Annotated in this window: 15 protein-coding genes; 9 read left to right on the top strand and 6 right to left on the bottom strand. The window is 55.3% G+C overall.

What is annotated here, in order from left to right; genetic code table 11:
* Both WKI41_RS02395 and WKI41_RS02390 read left to right on the top strand, forming a co-directional pair.
* On the top strand, positions 1-1,764 hold the full coding sequence (locus tag WKI41_RS02395) for a BatD family protein (RefSeq protein ID WP_340191926.1): 1,764 nt from the start codon (positions 1-3) through the stop codon (positions 1,762-1,764).
* A gap of 226 nt (positions 1,765-1,990) precedes the next feature.
* Positions 1,991-3,460, top strand: coding sequence for a sensor domain-containing diguanylate cyclase (locus tag WKI41_RS02390; RefSeq protein WP_340191925.1), 1,470 nt, complete (start codon positions 1,991-1,993; stop codon positions 3,458-3,460).
* Positions 3,461-3,661: 201 nt separating this feature from the next.
* Here the strand turns inward: WKI41_RS02390 and WKI41_RS02385 are convergent, their stop codons facing one another.
* From WKI41_RS02385 to WKI41_RS02360, 6 genes are all read right to left on the bottom strand, one after another.
* The gene (locus WKI41_RS02385) at positions 3,662-5,068 is read right to left on the bottom strand and encodes an HD-GYP domain-containing protein (RefSeq protein WP_340191924.1); all 1,407 of its coding nucleotides are present in this window, start codon (positions 5,066-5,068) and stop codon (positions 3,662-3,664) included.
* A gap of 255 nt (positions 5,069-5,323) precedes the next feature.
* On the bottom strand, positions 5,324-5,599 hold the full coding sequence (locus tag WKI41_RS02380) for a helix-turn-helix domain-containing protein (RefSeq protein ID WP_340191923.1): 276 nt from the start codon (positions 5,597-5,599) through the stop codon (positions 5,324-5,326).
* Positions 5,600-5,760: 161 nt separating this feature from the next.
* Complete coding sequence (locus tag WKI41_RS02375) at positions 5,761-6,660, bottom strand: glycine betaine ABC transporter substrate-binding protein (RefSeq protein ID WP_340192297.1); 900 nt, start codon at positions 6,658-6,660, stop codon at positions 5,761-5,763.
* A 66-nt stretch (positions 6,661-6,726) separates the two neighbouring features.
* Positions 6,727-7,611, bottom strand: coding sequence for an ABC transporter permease (locus tag WKI41_RS02370; RefSeq protein ID WP_425340965.1), 885 nt, complete (start codon positions 7,609-7,611; stop codon positions 6,727-6,729).
* 43 nt (positions 7,612-7,654) lie between these two features.
* Positions 7,655-8,887 (bottom strand): glycine betaine/L-proline ABC transporter ATP-binding protein ProV, encoded by a 1,233-nt coding sequence (gene proV, locus WKI41_RS02365; RefSeq protein ID WP_340191921.1) that lies wholly within the window; start codon positions 8,885-8,887, stop codon positions 7,655-7,657.
* Between the two features lie 495 nt (positions 8,888-9,382).
* The gene (locus WKI41_RS02360; protein ID WP_340191920.1) at positions 9,383-10,198 is read right to left on the bottom strand and encodes an ATP-binding cassette domain-containing protein; all 816 of its coding nucleotides are present in this window, start codon (positions 10,196-10,198) and stop codon (positions 9,383-9,385) included.
* Between the two features lie 183 nt (positions 10,199-10,381).
* Between WKI41_RS02360 and WKI41_RS02355 the strand changes: the two genes are divergently transcribed.
* From WKI41_RS02355 to WKI41_RS02325, 7 genes are all read left to right on the top strand, one after another.
* Positions 10,382-11,263: an AraC family transcriptional regulator gene (locus tag WKI41_RS02355; RefSeq protein WP_340191919.1), complete on the top strand. Its 882-nt coding sequence runs from the start codon at positions 10,382-10,384 to the stop codon at positions 11,261-11,263.
* Positions 11,264-11,273: 10 nt separating this feature from the next.
* A complete protein-coding gene (locus tag WKI41_RS02350) occupies positions 11,274-11,447 on the top strand; it encodes a hypothetical protein (protein WP_340191918.1) in 174 nt (57 codons plus the stop codon).
* A gap of 29 nt (positions 11,448-11,476) precedes the next feature.
* Positions 11,477-13,621: a TonB-dependent siderophore receptor gene (locus WKI41_RS02345; protein ID WP_340191917.1), complete on the top strand. Its 2,145-nt coding sequence runs from the start codon at positions 11,477-11,479 to the stop codon at positions 13,619-13,621.
* A gap of 121 nt (positions 13,622-13,742) precedes the next feature.
* Positions 13,743-14,621, top strand: coding sequence for an ABC transporter substrate-binding protein (locus WKI41_RS02340; protein WP_340191916.1), 879 nt, complete (start codon positions 13,743-13,745; stop codon positions 14,619-14,621).
* The gene (gene fhuB, locus WKI41_RS02335; protein ID WP_340191915.1) at positions 14,605-16,605 is read left to right on the top strand and encodes a Fe(3+)-hydroxamate ABC transporter permease FhuB; all 2,001 of its coding nucleotides are present in this window, start codon (positions 14,605-14,607) and stop codon (positions 16,603-16,605) included. The genes WKI41_RS02340 and fhuB overlap by 17 nt, the downstream gene beginning before the upstream one ends.
* 200 nt (positions 16,606-16,805) lie before the next feature.
* Entirely contained in the window at positions 16,806-17,300 is a 495-nt protein-coding gene (locus tag WKI41_RS02330; protein ID WP_340191914.1) for a molybdopterin-dependent oxidoreductase, read from the top strand.
* A gap of 362 nt (positions 17,301-17,662) precedes the next feature.
* On the top strand, positions 17,663-19,198 hold the full coding sequence (locus WKI41_RS02325) for a putative bifunctional diguanylate cyclase/phosphodiesterase (protein WP_340191913.1): 1,536 nt from the start codon (positions 17,663-17,665) through the stop codon (positions 19,196-19,198).
* Positions 19,199-19,233: the final 35 nt, after the last annotated feature.

Genomic DNA, 19,233 nt, shown 5'->3' with positions numbered 1-19,233 from the left:
ATGAATTTCAATAGCCTCAAGACCACAGTCAGCGCTGCTGCTCTTTCGATCGCGCTTGCCGTTCCGGCCTTCGCAGCGGGGCTTTCCGCCCGCGTGGATAGCGGCACGGTGGCGCAAGGGGAAGCATTTAAGTTGATCCTGACGACCAACGGCCATGCGGATGCAAACCCGGATCTCACGCCGCTGCAGAAGGATTTTGACGTTCTGGGCACGTCGCAGTCCTCTTCGACGCAAATCATCAACGGGAGACGGTCTCAAAGCGAGAGCTGGATCGTGTCCCTATCGCCGAAGTCAACTGGCACATTGGAAATACCCGCAATTACTGCGGGAAGCGCAAGCAGTTCGCCCATCGCCGTCAAGGTGGTGGATGCTGGCTCCATGCCCAAAGCCACCGGCACGTCGGCGATCGATCTTTCTGCGACCCTCAAGGACGGCAGCCCCTTTCTGTTTCAGGAAACGCCACTGACCGTGCGGATCGAGACGAGCGCGCCGATAAAGAGCGCCGAGTTGATCGCGCCGCAATCGAGCGCATTCGAACTCGTTCAACGTGGAGAGGACAAGGTGAGCCAGGCCACGCGAAATGGGCAGACGGTAAACGTCATCGAACGCACCTACATGCTCAAACCTCAGGAGAAGGGCCCAATCGAAATCCCGCCCTTCGTCCTGCGCGGCTCTGTCGCGGACCCTTCGGCCAGAGGCCAGGATCCCTTCGCGGATTTCCAGGGGTTCCCAGGCTTCCCGTCGTCAATGTTCAACGACATGTTCGATAGCGGCAAACCATTTGCCGTTCGCTCAGAACCGATCAAAGTGACAGTACGCGCCGATCCCAACGCCGGCTCTGGTCAGCACCAGTGGTTCCTGCCAGCCAAGAACGTCAGGCTGACCGCCAAATGGTCTCCCGAGCATCCGGTGTTCAAGGAAGGAGAAGCCGTGACCCGGCGCGTCAGCCTTCTGGCGCTCGGTGCCAGCACGGTTCAGCTTCCCGACCTGTCTTTCACAAACACCGATGGCGCGCGGATCTATCTTGATGACACCCAGACTGGTGAGGATCAAACCGCTGACGGCACCGTTGCCAGAAAGGATTTTCTCGTATCCGTGGTGCCCACACGTGGTGGCGAGATAACGCTTCCGGAAATAAAGGTGAACTGGACGGACAGTGTCTCGGGAGAGGCGAAGACTGCCAATTTGCCAAGCGAGGTCATCAAGGCAGAGGGTACGATGGCACCTGCCAACCCAACTGCAGCGACACCGAAAACCGCACCTGCCTCTTCGGTCAAGCCGCAAGGACATCAGGAGAATAGCAGTGAGGTATCACCCGCCTATATGATTGCCGGTCTGGGGGCCGCCGCAATTCTGGCCGCACTCGGCGGTGCGGCGCTCTATTTCAGACGAAAGCAGCGTGGCGATAATGCCCTGAGAAAACCCGTTGCGGCGAATACGTCCAAGCCGGAAGACCGTCCAGACACATCTTCAGAACGTCGTAAGCAGTTGGCTCAAGCAATCAGCAAGGGAAAATCAGGCGACCTGCGCGGCTCCTATGGCTGTGTTATCGCCTGGCGCCGGCTGGCCGGTGGTGAGCCGGCCATGACGGATGCGGCCAGAGAGGCAATTGCCACTTTAGAAAAAGCAGCCTTCGCGCCTGTGGCTCAAGCCTCAGAGGGCAAGGCCCATGACTGGCTCAACGTCCTTGCAAGGGAGGATCGAAAGATCGGCACGACGCAAAGCAACAAGCCATCGAAGCTACCGTCACTCTACCCTGCTTGAAACAGGACGACTGGGCGAGTGACCGTTACGGTCATCGCCCAGATTGCTTGAGAAGAGACACTTTCCCACGAGGCATCAAAGGTATTTCTTCTTTCGCGTTCAGACATCCGCCCCTTTTTTGATCGTGCATTTTCAGGACTATTAAAGCAGCGCTTACCTATTAATCATACTGTGCGGCCAAACCGGTCAATGCCATCACACAAACTTAACTACTCCAGGAAATCCTATGGTCGACGCTCTAGAGTCAGACATCTTCAACCTCGCGCCGATCGCAATGTGGATCGAAGATTTCAGCGGCGTACAAGCACTGTTCGATGACTGGCGTTCAGACGGAGTGACCGATATCAGGGCATTCCTGAGAGAGGATCGCAGTCGGGTCTACGCTTGCTCCACACGGATCCGGGTGTCGAGCGTCAACGCCAAGACGCTGGAGTTGTTTGAGGCTGAAAGCCTCGAGCATCTGATAGCCAATATCACGGCGGTCTTCCGTGACGACATGCTGGATACCCACATCAACGAGTTGTCGGCACTTTTCGATGGAGAGTCGTCGTTTTCCAGCACGACTGTCAACTACACGATCTCCGGACGCAGGCTCGATATCCGGCTGCGCGGAACCGTGCTACCGGGTCATGAAAAATCGCTGAGCAAGATTCTTTTGACGACCGAGGATATCACCGATCGCGAAGACGCTCGTCGAGCCGAAGCAGAACAGAGGCGTCAGGCTGAAGGCATTTTCGAGCATTCACCGGTGTCGCTGTGGATCGAGGATTTCAGTCGTATCCGGGTGCTGATCGAAGACATCCGGGGCCGCGGCATAACGGACTTCCGCACATTTATGGACGTTCACCCCGAATTTGTACGCCAGTGTATGAGCGAAATCAGGGTCATTGATGTCAACCAGGCCACACTTGATCTGTTCGGAGCGAAAGATCAGACCGATCTTTTGCAGCGACTGGGCGAAATTTTTCGTGACGACATGGAGAAGCCCTTCCGAGAACAGTTGATGGAACTGTGGAACGGCAATCTTTTCCATCACCGCGAAGTCGTAAACTACGCTCTGGATGGTTCAATGCGTCACATCCTTTTGCATTTCTCTGTATTTCCGGGCCACGAAAGCGATTGGTCTCGCGTACAGGTGGCGCTTGCCGACATCACGGCGCGGAAGAAAGCAGAGGCCTATCTCGAGTATCTTGGAAAGCATGACGTCCTCACCAAGCTTTATAATCGCGCCTTCTACGCCGATGAACTGAACCGTCTGGAGAGAAAATCGCTGCGCCCCGTCTCTGCCGTCATCATCGACCTCAATGGATTGAAAGAGGCGAATGACCAACTTGGACACGACGCTGGCGACGGTCTCTTGCGCCGCTTCGGTGAGATCCTCAATGGCGCAGTCTCGGCGCCGAACCATGCTTGCCGAATAGGTGGAGATGAATTTGCCGTTCTACTTCCAGGGGCGGACGCTAAATCTGCCTCGGCGATCATGGAAACCATCATAGAACTTTTGAGGATAAACAACCAGTTCTACTCAACGGCTCCGCTGAGCATGTCCTATGGCGTTGCAACCAGCGAAGCAGACGAGGCGATCGAGTCCGTCGTCAGGCGTGCGGATGCGTTGATGTATGCCGATAAGAAGGCACATTATGCAGCGATCAATCTGCCTAGCCACCCGCCGCGTGCGGAAGCTCGGCGGCGATAGAAAAAATGCCAACAAGCATGTCGTGCAAACGCCAATCTGAACTTTTGCGACGCGCTTTGATAGCGCCATAGATAAGAGCATACGCTTCAGGGTGGATCGATTGTCCGGATCGAATGGCCCGACAGGACTCTTTGGCGCCAAATCGCCGGCCCCAACTGGTTTGGGAAGGTCGATGCGACCAGCGTCCGGCTCTTAAGGCCTTCAGGCGACTTTCGCGGGCTGATCTGACGCGGCGATCGTGTCCTGGGACGTCACCTCGTCACCTTTGATGAGAGGAGTTCGTGCTATGGCACGTTCAAGCGCTCGGATGCAGATTGGATCATGCGAGAGACCAGCTCCTTCCCAAAGCATCGCGAATGCTTCACGCAGTGGCATCGCCTGCCTGTAGGGTCGATCGGCAGTGAGAGCGTCGAAAACATCTGCGGTGGAGACGATCCGTACCTCCATCGGTATCTGCTCTGCTCTCAGGCCCCTTGGGTAACCTTTCCCGTCGAGGCGCTCATGGTGAGCGCCGCCGATAAGTGCGGCGTTATCAAACGCTTCGATTGAAGACAGGATCTGCTCTGAGAACTCCGAATGTCGCTTCATTTGGCTCCACTCTTCTTCATCAAGTTTTCCAGCTTTGTCTAAAACGCTGTTACTGACACCCAGTTTTCCGATATCGTGCAGCAAAGCCGCTCTCTTCAAAACACGCCGCGTTTCGAAATCGATCGACATTTCTTCTGCTATCAGATCGGTGTAAAGCGCGACGCGTTCGCTATGTCCTGAAGTGTAAGGGCTCTTCGCATCGATGACCTTCGCAAAGCCAGCAGCGATATCGTCGAGGTAGTCGTCATCCGCCATAACCCGGTGCTGACCCGGCTCGTCATCCAGAACAATCCGTTCCAGGTCGGGAGACCAAAGCCTTTCCCAAAACTCCTGTTGGGATGCAAGTTTTGTGAACACATCGACAAGAGCAGGATCAAACCAATCGCCCTTGCGCTTGCCAATCTCCTCAAGAGCGGCTTGCGGGCTTCCGCTAGCCTGAAATACATCAATCACCTGCGATAGAAGCGCTATCCTCGAAAAAAGCGGAATGTCTTCTCCAGCAAACCCGCTTGGTTTGCCGCGCCCACTCCAATGCTCGTCCAAACCGATGATGCCCTGCGCAACTGTCTCTGAAAAACGCATCTGTCGAGCAATCTCAGCGCCGCGCTGACACCTCGTCTGAATAAGGGCGGTAGAGATCTCACCACCGTTTTTAAGGATATTGAGCAGGCTACGAAAACGTTCAGTAAGGCCGGCCTTCGTTCCAGTGTGACTGATGACGAACTTCAGCACCTGCCCCAAGCTTCCATCCACAACCTTGAAATCATTTTTGAAGCTGATGTCATCGGCCAGATAAAGCTCGCATATCCGCGCGGCGTTGCTGCTGCAACCGAGGTCTTTCAATAAAAGTGTGTAGTAAAGATCGTGAAGCTCTGATTCACCCAGGCCGATTTCTCGTCCAATGCGCGTTCCAATGTAACAGCAGCGAATACAATGGCCATCCGGCTGCCCCTCGGTCATATCGAGCGCCTTGCTAAGGGCTTCGATGATCTCAGCCAAACGGATTTGCACTTGCGTCATGAATGACCCCTCATTGGGTCATGACGATATCAACAGAACGTTTCAGAACACTTATGAGCCCAAACTTTTCATGACTGAAATTGGTTTGGAGCTGATTATCAGTCGCTGGCGAAGCCCGATTTTCTTAATCGGACCTGATCCGGCATCCATTCGACACTACTCATACCAATCCGCAGGTGCTGCACCGGTCGTGACGTGAGATTTCGCTAGCACAGAAAGTCAAAAGAACGGATTGTCAGACCTTGCATACCAAATCTAAAAAAGCGTCTCGTCGTTTGGCCATCTCGGCCCCAGGCCGAAACCTGTCGAAAGCCACACCCCGCTCACCCGAAGAGAAGCGCCGATCGCCTCTATGTAGTGAGTACCAGGATCGCTCCGGTCGTTTTCCCAAGCACTCCAAACCGAGCTCTCGACGCCAACCAATTTCGCAGCGTTTTCCAGCGACAGCGTCGATGCATCGCGCGCCAGTGAAATGCGTCCTCCGAGCGTATCTGCAGAGGTGAACGCCATATGGTCGGGTCGTCGATACACCCCTACCCTCCTTTGATAAGCTGACCTGCTTGAGCGCCGCACATCCATTCGGTGGCGCGGCGCTTTGTGTTCGTCTCAGTCTACGTGTCGCTCATCTCGGAAAATCGAGCCTGATTTTCGCGTCGATACTGTAGAGCATCACGTAAGAACGCTGGACAGCGTCAGCTATCTTCTCCGACCCAGGCCTTCACCTGATCCGGGTGGTCGTTGATGTATTTCTCGATGGCTGCCTCGTAGGACGTCTCCTGAGCTGTGAACATAGCAGCCTCCAAGTCGTTGAGCGGCACCTTCATGCGTGCAAGAAATTCGGCAGCTTTGGGGTTTTCTGCCTTAAATTTCTTCGAAGCAAGAACGTCGACATGCTCGGCCTGGCCCAAGGATTCCTTCGGATCGGTGAGGTAGCGGAGCTTGTACTTTCCAAACATCCAGTGCGGGCTCCATGATGTGGCGACGAACCACTTTTCACTCCGCATCGCCCTGTCGACTGTCGTCAACATGCCTGCTTCGCTGGAGATTTGGAGCTTGTATTGATCGAGGTCGTAATCCTTGACTGCCTGCTGGGACAGCCGGGTCAACCCGGCACCCGGATCGATCCCCTGTATCGTGGCGGACAGCTTTTTCTGCACCTCAGGTTTCTTCAGATCCTCGATGGAGGAAACCTCGTTTTCAGGAACATAGGCCGGCACCACCCAACCCAGCTTCGCGCCATCATACACCGTCCCTAGCGTCTCGACCTTGTCCTTTATCTTAGCGAAATAGTCCGCATGAGTGGCAGGCAACCAAGCCATCATCATCGCATCAATGTCACCGCGGCTTACTCCCTGGTAGAGCGGCGCGACATCTGTCTGCACGAGTTCCACGTTCTGCCCAAGCTTCTCTTTGATCAGCTTGGCAGCAAGTTTAGTGACAAACTCAGCGTCGGACCATGGGGCAAATCCGAGCTTCACGGTCTTGGTATCTTGCGCCATGCTCGGCGCTGCTGAACCGAAGATCAAAGCGACAGCAAAGCCGATACCGACACTAAGAGTAGCCCGGCGAGTGGTGGAAAGTATCTTTAACATATGTTCTCCTTTTGGGAGTTTTGAATTCGCGGATTCAGCATCCGCATGGTTGAGTGGCATAAGGGCTCAGGCGGTTACCGGCGATAATTCCTTTGGCTGGCTCTTTCTCGTGAAGAGCCCCGACCAAATGGCCGCATGAGGCTTTCCAAGACTTTGGGTAAGGCGATCGAGGATCACTGCAAGAATGACGACAGCGAGACCGCCTTCAAAACCGGTCCCTACATCGAGACGCTGTATCCCGGTAAGCACCGTGTTCCCAATGCCGCCTGCGCCAATCATGGATGCGATAACCACCATGGAAAGCGACAGCATAATCGTCTGGTTGATACCCGCCATAATCGAGGGCATCGCGTTTGGGAGCTGCACCTTGAATAGTAGCTGCGCGGAGGTGCAGCCGAAGGCATTTCCAGCTTCGATAAATTCGACGTGCACCTGACGAATGCCAAGGTTGGTGAGGCGAACCACCGGCGGCATGGCAAATATCACAGTCGCGATGGCACCCGGCACGGCTCCAAGACCAAAGAACATAGCCGCAGGAATGAGGTAGACGAATGCCGGCATGGTCTGCATGAGGTCGAGGACGGGTCTTACACCTCCAGCAACCGAATCCTTCCTCGCCATGGCGATCCCAAGAGGAAGACCGATAAGCATTGCCATGAGGGTTGAAGCGATGACGAGCGACAGCGTTTCCATCATCGCCGTCCACAGTCCCATATGATCAACGAGCCAAAGCGCAAGTCCTGCCAGCACTCCAAAACCAACACCGACCCGCCAAAACGACAGGACAACGAAAATGAGAACGCCGAGAGGCATCGGGATGGCGGTCAACGTGTCCTGGATCGTATTGGTCACGAACCCGATGACAGTGGCGACGAAGTCCAAGAATGGCGAAAAATTGTCCAGAACATAATTGACGACGGCATCGACGCCGTCCCCGATATCGAAATTCATAGTCAAACTCCGGTTGTTGGCCGGTTGGGGGAAATGCGAAAACTCAGCTAGCGCGATCGAGCGTTTCAAGCAGGGTGGATTTGCTGATGGAACCGAGGTAGCGCTTGGCGCTGTCGACGACCGGAACCGGCCACGGACTTGCGGCTACACGCCCGAGAACGTTCGAAAGAGGCTCATCAGCTGGGATGGGTTCGATCTCCGACAGAAAAGCCGCCCTGTAGGGGTCCGAATGTCCTGAGCGCATATTCTCGACAAGCGTGGTTTGGCTGACGACGCCGTGATAGGTTTTGTCACGACCTAAAATAATCGCGTATTCGCGATCGAACGTCTTCATGCGTTCAAGCGCAGCGACAGCGGTAACACCCTGCCGATCTATGATTGTCACTTGCGTCTTCCGCGCGACGTCGCCGGCTTTGAAAACGTGACTGACATCTACGTTTCGAAAGAACGAGCGAACGTAGTCGTTTGCCGGGTTCATGACTATCTCGTCAGGTGTGCCGACCTGAATGACATTTCCGTTCTGCATGATGCAGATTCGATCGCCGATGCGCATGGCTTCGTCGAGATCATGGCTGACAAACACGATAGTTCGGCTGTGCTCAGCCTGGAGGCGGACAAGCTCATCCTGCATTTCCGTGCGAATTAATGGATCGAGAGCGGAAAATGCCTCGTCCATGAGCAGGATTGTGGGTTCGCTTGCGAGCGCGCGAGCTAAACCAACACGCTGTTTCATTCCGCCTGAAAGCTGATCAGGCATACTGTCTTCGTAACCTGCAAGGCCGACCGCTTCTAGCGCCGAGAGCGCCTTTGCTTTACGCTCTGCCTCTCCCATACCAGCAACCTCGAGGCCAAACGCGGCATTGTTGATAACTGTTCGATTAGGCAGAAGAGCAAAGGACTGAAATACCATACTGATATCGCGCCGACGTACTTCTATCAGGTCGCGACGGGACATTTTTGTAATGTCGTCTCCATCGATTTTGATTGAACCTGCCGTAGGCTCGATCAACCGGTTGAGTAAGCGCAGAAGGGTGGATTTGCCCGAGCCTGAAAGGCCCATGATGACAAAAATCTCGCCGGATTTGATATCGAAGCTGGCGTTGTTGACGCCGACGGAACACCCCGTCTCCGTGTGAATTTCAGATTTCGTCTTACCGGCGCGAACCATATCCAGCGCCTTGTCGGTGTCCTCACCGAATATCTTGTAGACGTTATCGAGACTGATTTTGGTCGAAACCGGTAAAGCCGGTGCGTCATTTTCAGTTTGAGAATTCATAAATTCAAATCAGCCCAGCATAGAGCAAGGGCATCTCCTTCTTTCATTGCGGTAAACCCAAACAGCTCGCAGCTCTGCGTGGCCGGGCGGCCCGGGGTATGATTACATCTTGTTTGCGACATCGGCGCTGCGACAGCCTCAGGAATGAGGTTTAAGACTGCGTTGGCGTCTGCGCAGAGTGACCCTTTTGATAAGAGCCGAAATGTGTAACGCCGAGCATCGAACTCAACGATACGCGCCTTCTACGGCAATATTTTTCCAAAGTCCACAAAAAAACCTTAAATATTTTCTGCGATATGGTCACGGATGGGCTCTTAGGGTACAGACCGCATGGGCTTTTGCTGCAGTTTGGCGACCAAAATACGCGGGCATAACCTTCTCTGGTGATCTCCAGCGGCAACTAAGAAACCAGGATACATAGCCTTTTTGCGACATTACACCCTTGCCCACACGCGCGTCTTTAAGCGCCAGACGGCTGCGAACTGCTGCTTGACGTTATCGGGCAAAAGCTAACAATCGGCCGTTCGATGGCTGCCTCAGAATATCCATGCGAACATCAAAAATGCGGGCAAGCTGCTCGACAGTCATGATCTCATCGGGCGTACCTTGAGCGATGAGCTTGCCTGAGTGCAACGCGATCACTTGATCACAGTAGCGCGCCGCCATGTTGATATCGTGCAGGACCGTGATGATAGTGATGCCTTTCGATCGGCAAAGCTCCTGCGTGAGTGACAGGACTTCCAGTTGCTGGCCGATGTCGAGAGCCGAGATCGGCTCGTCGAGTAAGAGGCAGCTGGCATCCTGAGCCACAAGCATAGCGAGCCAGACCCGTTGGCGCTCACCGCCGGACAAACTATCAACCATGCGCTCAGCGAACGAGCCGATACCCGTAAGCGCGATCGCCTCATCGACTTTTGCTTGATCAGAAATTCCAAAACGTCCGAGTGCGCCGTGCCAGGGATAGCGACCAAGTGCGACTAATTCCTTCACGAGCATGCTAGGCGCAACAGGTATTTGCTGCGGGAGGTAAGCTAGTTTACGAGCAAATTCCCGCGAACCCCATTCCTCAATCTGCTTTCCGTGGAAGTAGATCGAACCTCCGCTCGGGGTTTGCTGTCGGCCGATCATCTTCAGGAGGGTCGACTTGCCAGAGCCATTGTGGCCTATCAGAGCGACGGAGATACCCGCGGGAATATCAAGCGTCAGCGCCTCTAGCAAAACGCGACCGTCAACAGCGAACGCGACATCCTTAAGAGAAAAGGCGGGCTGAACTGCCTCTACCGTGCGAGGAGTAAGAGCGATCATCGACATGTTAACTCACCCGTGTAGCAGTATCTCGGTTTAGCGCGTCTATGGCTTGTGCACTTCGCGACACCGGAACGCCTTGGTTCCCGCATCGTCCCGCTGGTATGATGCATGCTCGCCCAGTCTAGGATTGCCGCTAGTTAAAGAACTTGATAATTAGAAGCAAGTTTTACCTTGGGGCGTATTATCATGAACTTCCAGCCGCGAATGGCGAACAGGATCGAAGGTTTCTCGGTCATTGGTGGGCTGAGGCGGCGCTACTGGAATGGGATCACCGCCGATTTGTGGGATGTTGAGTGCGCCTCCTACGCGGGCGGCCACTACACGGCGCGCGATCCACGCCTCTTTATTCTGTTAGACCAACGGGGACGCGGACGCCCGAATGTAAAGTTGTCTCCAAAGTCCTCCGGCGCACCACAAGACCGTTACAGCCCGATCTCCTACATTCCCGCTGAGATGGATCTATGGGTCGATTTTGCCGATGTTCAATATGTTCGCCACCTCGACATCCATTTCGATGCCGATGTTCTGGTCCAGCGGCTTTCAGAAGAGATCGATCCGAAGAAGCTGCAGGATCCACAACTGCTCTTCTACGACCAACGTGCGATGTCGCTTGCAGGGCTGATCGCAACCGAATTGACAAGCAATACGCCGCTACACGATCTTTACGGAGATAGCCTTGCACTGGCGCTGCTGATTGACGTTCTGAAATTGGAAAAAGCCTCACCGCGTCAGCGCAGCACGCTTGCGGGATGGCAACTACGCCGAGCCACCGATTTCATCACTGAGAACTGCACACGCAATATTCGACTGCAGGAACTCGCTGAACTGACACGAATGTCGCAATCGCATTTCAGCCACTCATTCAAGGCATCGACTGGTCTTGCTCCCCATGATTGGCAGATGAAGACACGACTGGATAAGGCAAAAGAATTACTCTCGTTGAATACCTACGCTTTATCCGAGATAGCCGCGGAAACAGGTTTTTCCGACCAAGCGCATTTTACCAAAGTATTCCGCAAGCATCTGGGGACGACACCTGCTCGCTGGCGCAAAACTTGGCAATCATGACCAATCTCCAGTGACCAGCAAGCCGGCCCGGTTCGCAGTGACCAAGGTCAGCTTATTTTCGCAACTATTCGCCGGCTTGTTTTGGAAATCGCCCAAAAACATTCAATTGCTGCAGATCGAACCAATCCATCAGCTTAAAGATGAGTTAATTGCTCACCTATCGAAGAACCGCATCGAGCCGTGACGCGGAGAGCTGGTGTAGTGGGGCACAGAATGAACAAGACTGAAAGAGGGTTTGGTGCGAGACTTGGCCTGTGCGGGGTGGCGACAATCGCCATTTCAAGTACGTGGGCGCATGCGCAGGACGCAGCGACGACGCTCGCTCCCATCGTTATCAGCGGCGAACAAAGCGGGGAAGTCTCCGTCAAGGGTTACGTGGCGAAGCAATCCTCCACCGGTTCGAAGAGCGATACCCCCATTCAGGAGATCCCGCAGGCGGTTTCGGTTATTGGCCGCGAGGAACTAAATGATCGAGGCGTGGTCAACAAGGTGGATGAGGCGTTGCGCTACACGCCGGGCGTGACCACTCAGCCCTTCGGCAACGATCCGGACACGGATTGGTATTACATCCGCGGTTTTGATGCGAGCCAGACCGGCGTCTATCTCGATGGCCTCAGCCTGTTTTCCTATGGTTTCGGCAATTTCCAAATCGATGCATTCGCTCTTGATCGCGTCGAGGTTCTAAAGGGTCCCGCTTCAGTTCTCTACGGCGGCGCGAATGCCGGCGGCATCGTCAACATGACGAGCAAGCGACCAACCGATGCCCCCTACTACTACACGGAAGCCGGGATCAACAGTAACGGCAACGGCTATGGCGCCTTCGATATTTCCGACAAGGCCAATGCAGACGGCACAATGCGGTATCGTCTGACCGGTAAGCTCGGCGGCGGTGACGGTTATACGGATTACACGCACGACTTTCGCGGCTTTATCATGCCGCAGCTGACGATCTCGCCTGACGAGGATACGAAGCTGACCTTGTGGGCGTCCTATTCCGGTCTTGATCAATTGCATACCGGCAATGGTTTCTTGCCCTATGAAGGCACCGTCATAGATCGCCCAGGCGTCGGCAAGATTTCGCGCCGCTTCTTTCCCGGCGAGCCCGACATCGATACAGGCCGCTACAGCCAGACCATGGCCGGTTATGAACTGGAGCACACGTTCGATAATGGCTGGGAGTTAACCTCCAATCTCCGTTACGGCCACCTGAACAAGTACGAGCACTTCGTTTATCCATTCTTGTGGTCGGGGCAGACGTCTCTTCAGCGCATCAACTTCGAGGGTGATACCAGCGCGGACACTCTGGGATGGGATAATCGCATCGAGAACTCCTTCGACCTCGTGGGCGCTGAGCATAAGGTAATGGTCGGTGTAGATTACCGACTCTACCGCATTGATAATGTTCAAAACTCGATATTTGGATCCGGGTCGATTGACGTTAACTACCCTGTTTACGGGCAGCCCCAACTGTCGCCTGCGCCGCTTTACAACGAGACAGTGACGATGAATCAGCTTGGGCTCTACGCCCAGGATCAAATCCGCTTCGGTGGCGGCTGGCTAGTAACACTAAATGGCCGCTATGACTTTGTTCACACAGATTTCGACAACAAACTGACGCCGGCAGGCAGCTTTACCGACACGGACGACGCCTGGAGTGGTCGTGCAGGTCTCGCCTACGAGTTCGACAACGGAGTGACGCCCTACATAAGTGCCGCAACCTTCTTCAACCCGCTCGTCGGACGCGGCCTGCAAGGCCCGCTAAAACCGGAGGAAGGCGAGCAGTATGAAGCAGGGGTCAAGTATGTGCCGGAGTTTATGGACGCCTCGATCACTGCTTCCGTCTTCCACATCAACAAGCGCAATGCCACAGTTTCAGTCGCTTCAGCGCCATTTACAGATCAGCTGGGCGCGGCACAGTCGCGAGGTTTTGAAATCGAAGGCAGGGTCAACGTCGATGAAAATTGGAAGCTGCTTGCCTCCTATGCCTATACCGACACCGAAGTGACGAAAAATGATCCCAACCCAGGTCTCGTCGGCAAGTCGCTTTATGTTGTGCCGGACCATTCAGCTTCTCTTTGGGCTGACTACACCGTGACATCCGGACTGCTTGAGGGTGTCAGCATTGGTGCAGGCCTGCGCTACAAGGGCAGGTCCTGGGCAGACGAAGCCAATACGAAAAGGGTCCCTGAATCAACTGTCGTCGATGCGGCAATCCGTTACAAGAAGGACGATTGGACAGCCTCGCTGAACGTCACCAACCTCTTCGATAAGACCTATGTAGAGGCATGCCGCGGCGAAGGTGCCTGCGGATACGGCGATGCCCGTACGGTGATGTTTAAAATCAGCAAGGCCTGGTAAGTTGACACATTAACGCATGTTTTGCAGAAGGCTCCCGGCTTCGACAGCATCGAGCGTTTAAAAAGACGCGCGGCGCTCTCAGTCGAGGGCATTTGCGACAGGAGCCACATCGAACGTGCACATGACCCGCAGAACTTTGCTTTCCGGCGCAGCGGTACTTGCGGCGACAGGAAGCGTAGGAGCGACAACACCAACGTCAACGCGCACACCAAGAGTGGCAACACTCGATTGGGCCCTGCTGGAAACGCTCGTCGCTATCGGGGCCAATGTGGTCGCGGCAGCGGAGCTGCGCCAGTTCAAAGAGGTTGTAGTCGCACCAGCTCTGCCAAAAGGCGTGGCCGACATCGGATTGCGCGGCACGCCCAACTTCGAAGCACTACGATTTGCCCAGCCAGACCTAATCCTGAACTCGAACTTCTATGCCTGGGCTGACCCACTCATGAGCCGCATAGCGCCCGTCGAAAGTCATTCGATCTACATGGCCGGCGAAGACCCCTACACACTTGCGGAACGAGCAACGATCGCCATCGGCGCGCGGCTGGACCTGCCAGCCGCGAGCAAAATGGTGAACGCACTGGCTGTGCGCCTTGAGGCTCTAAAACGTACGATTACCGCGGATTACCGAAGCACCATCCTTCCGATCAATCTCGGTGATGCGCGCCACTACCGGGTCTTTGGTTCAGACAGCATGTTCGGAGAGGTACTGAAGCGGCTAGGACTGATCAGTGCATGGCAGGGCACAACAAGCTATTCCGCAACTGCGCCTTTAGGCATAGAAACGCTCACATCCATGCCCGATGCCACGATCGTTCTCATTCCGCCTCACCCGCAGGATACCTTTGAGGAGCTGATCAACAGCGCGTTTTGGAAGGCGCTACCCGCCGTGCGTCAGGGGCGAGTTCTAACGCTCGAGTCGATCAATCCCTATGGCGCCTTACCGGCAGCAAGTCGCTTCGCCGAACTTCTTGCGCAAGGTTTATCAAATGTCCAAAGCCCCTGAGATGTTCTCCCGGATGACGACCGCCGAGCGTCCGATCTGGTCCGGCCTTGGTTTGGGCCTTGCTTGCATCCTCTCGTTCCTGGCGCTTCTGGTGCTTCGCCCCCACATCCCAGGCGGTGGGCCTTTGACGGCGTCGCTGGATGAAATATTGTTGTGGCACAGTTTGTTACCACGTGCTGCGGTCGCGGTGATTGCTGGTGCCGCGCTTGGCCTTGCCGGGGCCCTTCTACAACGTGTCTTGCGCAACCCTATTGCCGACGCCTCAACACTCGGTATTGCGTCCGGTGCTCAATTGGCGCTGACCTTGGCGATAACCTTCTCGCCGTTCATGGCCGGAGTACCCCGCGAACTCCTGGCATTTGCCGGTGGCTTTGTTGCTGTGGCGATCGTATTGGCCTTAAGTTGGCGGCGCGGGCTTGATCCAGTCACGGTCGCCGTTTCCGGGATGATCGTCGGCCTCATCGCAGCTTCGCTGAGCGTGACGCTGATCCTTGCGCGTGGTGAATACGCGCTATCGATTCACATATGGGGCGCCGGCGCGCTTAATCAGCAGGATTGGAGCGTGGCGATGTCGCTTGCGCCGAGGCTTCTTGCGGGTGTCATAGTAGCTGCGCTTCTTACGAGGCCGCTGACTGTCCTTGCATTGGAAGATGCAAGCGCTCGAAGTCTTGGCATCGCCTTGCTATGGGTCCGCGTCTCAATCCTCCTCTTAAGCGTGTGGCTTTCCGCCTCCGTCACGGCCGCCGTTGGCATTATCGACTTTCTAGGTCTCGCAGCCCCCGCCGTCGCTAGAATCTGCGGTGCGCGCACCACCGGCCAGATCATGATGGCGGCTCCAGTCACGGGCGCCGCGGTTCTCTTGATCGGCGATTGCTTGACGCAAATTCTGGGGCCGGGCTTTTCCGATCTCGCACCGACCGGCGCGGCGATTGCTTTGCTTGGCGGACCGCTGCTGCTCGCTCTCCTGCCACGCGTTCAGGGCTTCTCGACGATGACCCAGAAAGCGGCGGCTGTTATTACACCTCTCCAAAACCCTATTATAAAGCTTTGGATGATCGCAGCCGGTCTCATGCTCGTCACCGGCCTCGCACTGACCGTCAGTCCATCAGGGAATGGATGGACCGTCGCGACTGGCGAAGTGCTCGCAGAGCTTCTACCTTTTCGCCTCCCGCGTATAGTGGTGGCGGGGGGTGCAGGCGCTATGCTTGGCGCAGCCGGCTTCATCATTCAGCGGATGACCGGCAATCCGATTGCCAGCCCAGAGGTACTAGGGGTCTCCAGCGGAGGTGGCGCTGGGTTGACGCTTGCACTCCTTTTTACCGGGACGCTATCGCCCTCCGCGATGCTCGTCAGCACCGCGTCGGGCTCTTTGCTCGCCTTCCTGTTAATGATGGCGATCGCAGGCAAAGCGGGTTTTTCGTCGGAACGACTATTGCTCGCAGGGATCGCTGTCAGCGCCTTTTGCATGGCGATCGTCAGCATCATGTTGGCCCAAGGAGACATGCGCAGCTATGTCTTGCTCAACTGGATGTCGGGATCGACCAGTGGTGCTGGATACGCCGAAGCCTGGGCGTCCCTTGTTTCGCTAACCGTCCTGACCGCGCCACTGTTATTTATGATGCGTTGGTTGGCGATACTGCCTTTGGGTATCGGATTGTCGCAAAGTCTCGGCCTCGGCATTCTCCGACCTCGTATCATCTTGGCGATCATTGCCGCATCGATGACTGCGGTTGCTTCCCTATGGGTCGGACCTTTGAGCCTGACGGGTCTTGTTGCACCACACCTCGCTCGGCTTCTGGGGTTCCGCACACCGCAACACCAACTGGTCGCGACAACAATGCTGGGGGCCGGTATTTTGGTGTCTGCCGACTGGCTGGCGCGGATCGTCATCTACCCGTACCAGGTTCCGGTTGGCCTTTTCGCCGCGTTGATTGGAGGGCCCTATCTCCTTTGGCTGCTGGGTCGGAAAGAAGCTGCGGTATGAAAGCAGCAAGCTGCAAGGCGGACGCCTCCCGAAGTCAATTTGAATTGAAAACATAAGCGCTTCGCCCGTAATCGTTAAAATGCGACCTTTCCTCGAAGCGGCATTAAATCATTATTACACATAACATAATACCGCAATCGAATAAGATTGATCACAACGATACTTAAGGTATGGCTTGGCGATCCAACTGGGGACGATCGATGCCAACTCGCCGACTATTCATGCGTTGTTTGACCGGACTTGCGCTCGCCGGTGTCGTCGCAAGCAGCAATGCACACTCATCCGAACCCATCTTGAAGGTCCAGGGTCTGTCCTCTGGACAGCAAACTTCGATCGCGCTTGATCTGCCCACAATGGACAAGATGCCCCAAACGACGTTCTCCACGAAAACGCCTTGGCACAACGGTGTCACGGAGTTCAGTGGTGTACTGTTGAAGGATTTTCTTACTGCAACACGGTTGAAGGGCACGAAACTACAAATCATCGCGCTGAACGATTATGAAGTGGAAGCGGACTTATCCGAACTGCTCGAAGCCGGCGCGCTTCTAGCGACCCGCCAGAACGGTGCCATTATGCCCGTTAGCGATAAAGGACCCGTCTTCCTCGTTTTCCCATTCGACAGTCGGCCAGAGTTGCAGCATCAAACCTACTATAGTCGTGCCGTGTGGCAAATTGCGGAAATAAACGTCCTGTGAGAGCGGTTGGAGACACGATCGACCTTCCAATTCGTTACCGGCGTCTCAAGCTCACCTTGACGCTGGTGACGGCCGTTCTTGCGCTGTTAGCTGTTGCGAGTTCTGTCCTCGCATTTAGCTACCAACGCCACATCGTGGAGGCGTCCCGCTACAATCGCACCTTCGATCTCGGTCAAACCGCGGTAGAGTTGCTGCGTCTCCAATTTGCCCTTCAGCAAAGCCAGACGTCAGGCGACATTACCGATGTCTCGTTTCGCCTCAGCATCATCAATAACCGTCTGAAAATTCTTTCATCCAGTTCGTCTACCACTGACCCCAAGCAAAAGGCGATGCTGGAGGACCTGAAGAAGGTCGTTTCTGCGTTGGCACCGCTCGTCACCGAGCCCCACTCACCGGTCGCAATGCGCGAAGGCGTATCGAAGCTTCAACCCTTCATCGCACCCGTACTAAGGCTCGGATCGCTTTCACACGCAAATGTCGGCGATGAGATCCAGCAAAACCAAAGCCAACTCAGTATCATCTTCGCCACGATCTGTTTCGTTACGATGACATTCGTAGCCTTCGGCGCGGTCCTGTTGGTTTTCGTCTTCCGCCAGAACGCGAAATTGGACCGCGTCGTAAGGATAGACTCCCTCACCGGTATCGCAAACCGTATCGGCTTCCACGCTTCGATTTCGGACAAACAGAACATCGAGCAGGCACTGATTATTCTGGATGTCGACCACTTCAAGATGATCAACGACACGCTGGGCCACGCCTCGGGGGATCAATTGCTTGTCGAACTTTCGAAGAGGTTGAGCTCGTCTTGCGCGGGCGCCAGCGTCATTGCACGCATTGGCGGTGACGAATTCGGGATCCTCTACACGGGTTCTGGCGCCGAGAATGACGCTGTCGAATGCAGCAAGCGCATCTTGCAGCAAGTGCGCGCACCATTTGAAATCGATGGAAGATTGGTTACCTCGAGCGTTAGTCTCGGCGTGAGTTCGAGCAACGTGAATTTCGATCAAGGATCCACCTTGTTCAGACACGCCGACATTGCGCTTTACGAAGCAAAGAAGGCCGGACGTGGTCGCTTCATCACGTTTCACTCCGACATGAACCAGCACCTCACCCGTCGGCAACTCCTGCGGAACGATTTGGCGGCGGCGATCGAAAGGCAGGAGCTTTTCCTGCTTTTTCAGCCGATCGTCGATCTCGCTACCAATACCACGCAGGGTTTCGAGGCTTTGTTGCGCTGGCAACATCGTGAACTTGGCCTCATCTCCCCTGCCGAGTTTATCCCGATCGCCGAGGAGAGCGGCCAGATCGGGCCAATCGGATCATGGGTCATCGAAGCCGCATGCCAGCATGCCGCCCAGCTTCCAACCAAAACGTTTATTGCGGTCAACGTCTCCGCAGCTCAGCTGACCAATCCGTCCCTTGTGCTCCACACGCGCGCCTGTTTGACCAAACACGGGGTGGCACCAGACCGCCTCGAAATCGAGATCACGGAAAGTACGTTGATCGAAAATGATGAGCGCGCGCTCGCCGTTCTTCATGAACTACGGCTGATGGGCTGCCGAATTTCCCTGGATGACTTCGGCACCGGTTACGCGTCCCTCTCCTATCTCCGTCGCTTCCCCTTCGATAAGATCAAGATCGACCAGTCATTCCTGCGCGGCGCATCTCACAGCGACGAAGCGGCTGCAATCATTGCCGGCACATGTGATCTTGCTCATCGGCTTAAATTGACGATCGTCGCCGAAGGCATCGAAACCGAGGAGCACCGCGAAATTGTGCGTGCCGCAGGAAGCCATTTAGGGCAAGGCTATCTATTCGACAGGCCTTTGACTGCCGAAGTTTCTGTATTGAGGCTCGCTCTCGAAGCAGAACCGACTTCTCTTAAGAGGTTTGGATAGTGAACGTGAACTTCCGATCGCGTCGCCGTGGAGGA

Origin of the sequence: Agrobacterium larrymoorei, from assembly GCF_037722385.1 — a bacterium.
Classification (GTDB): domain Bacteria; phylum Pseudomonadota; class Alphaproteobacteria; order Rhizobiales; family Rhizobiaceae; genus Agrobacterium; species Agrobacterium larrymoorei_C.
The sequence above is the reverse complement of the archived record's forward strand: the minus strand, read 5'-3'. Positions and strand labels throughout refer to the sequence as shown.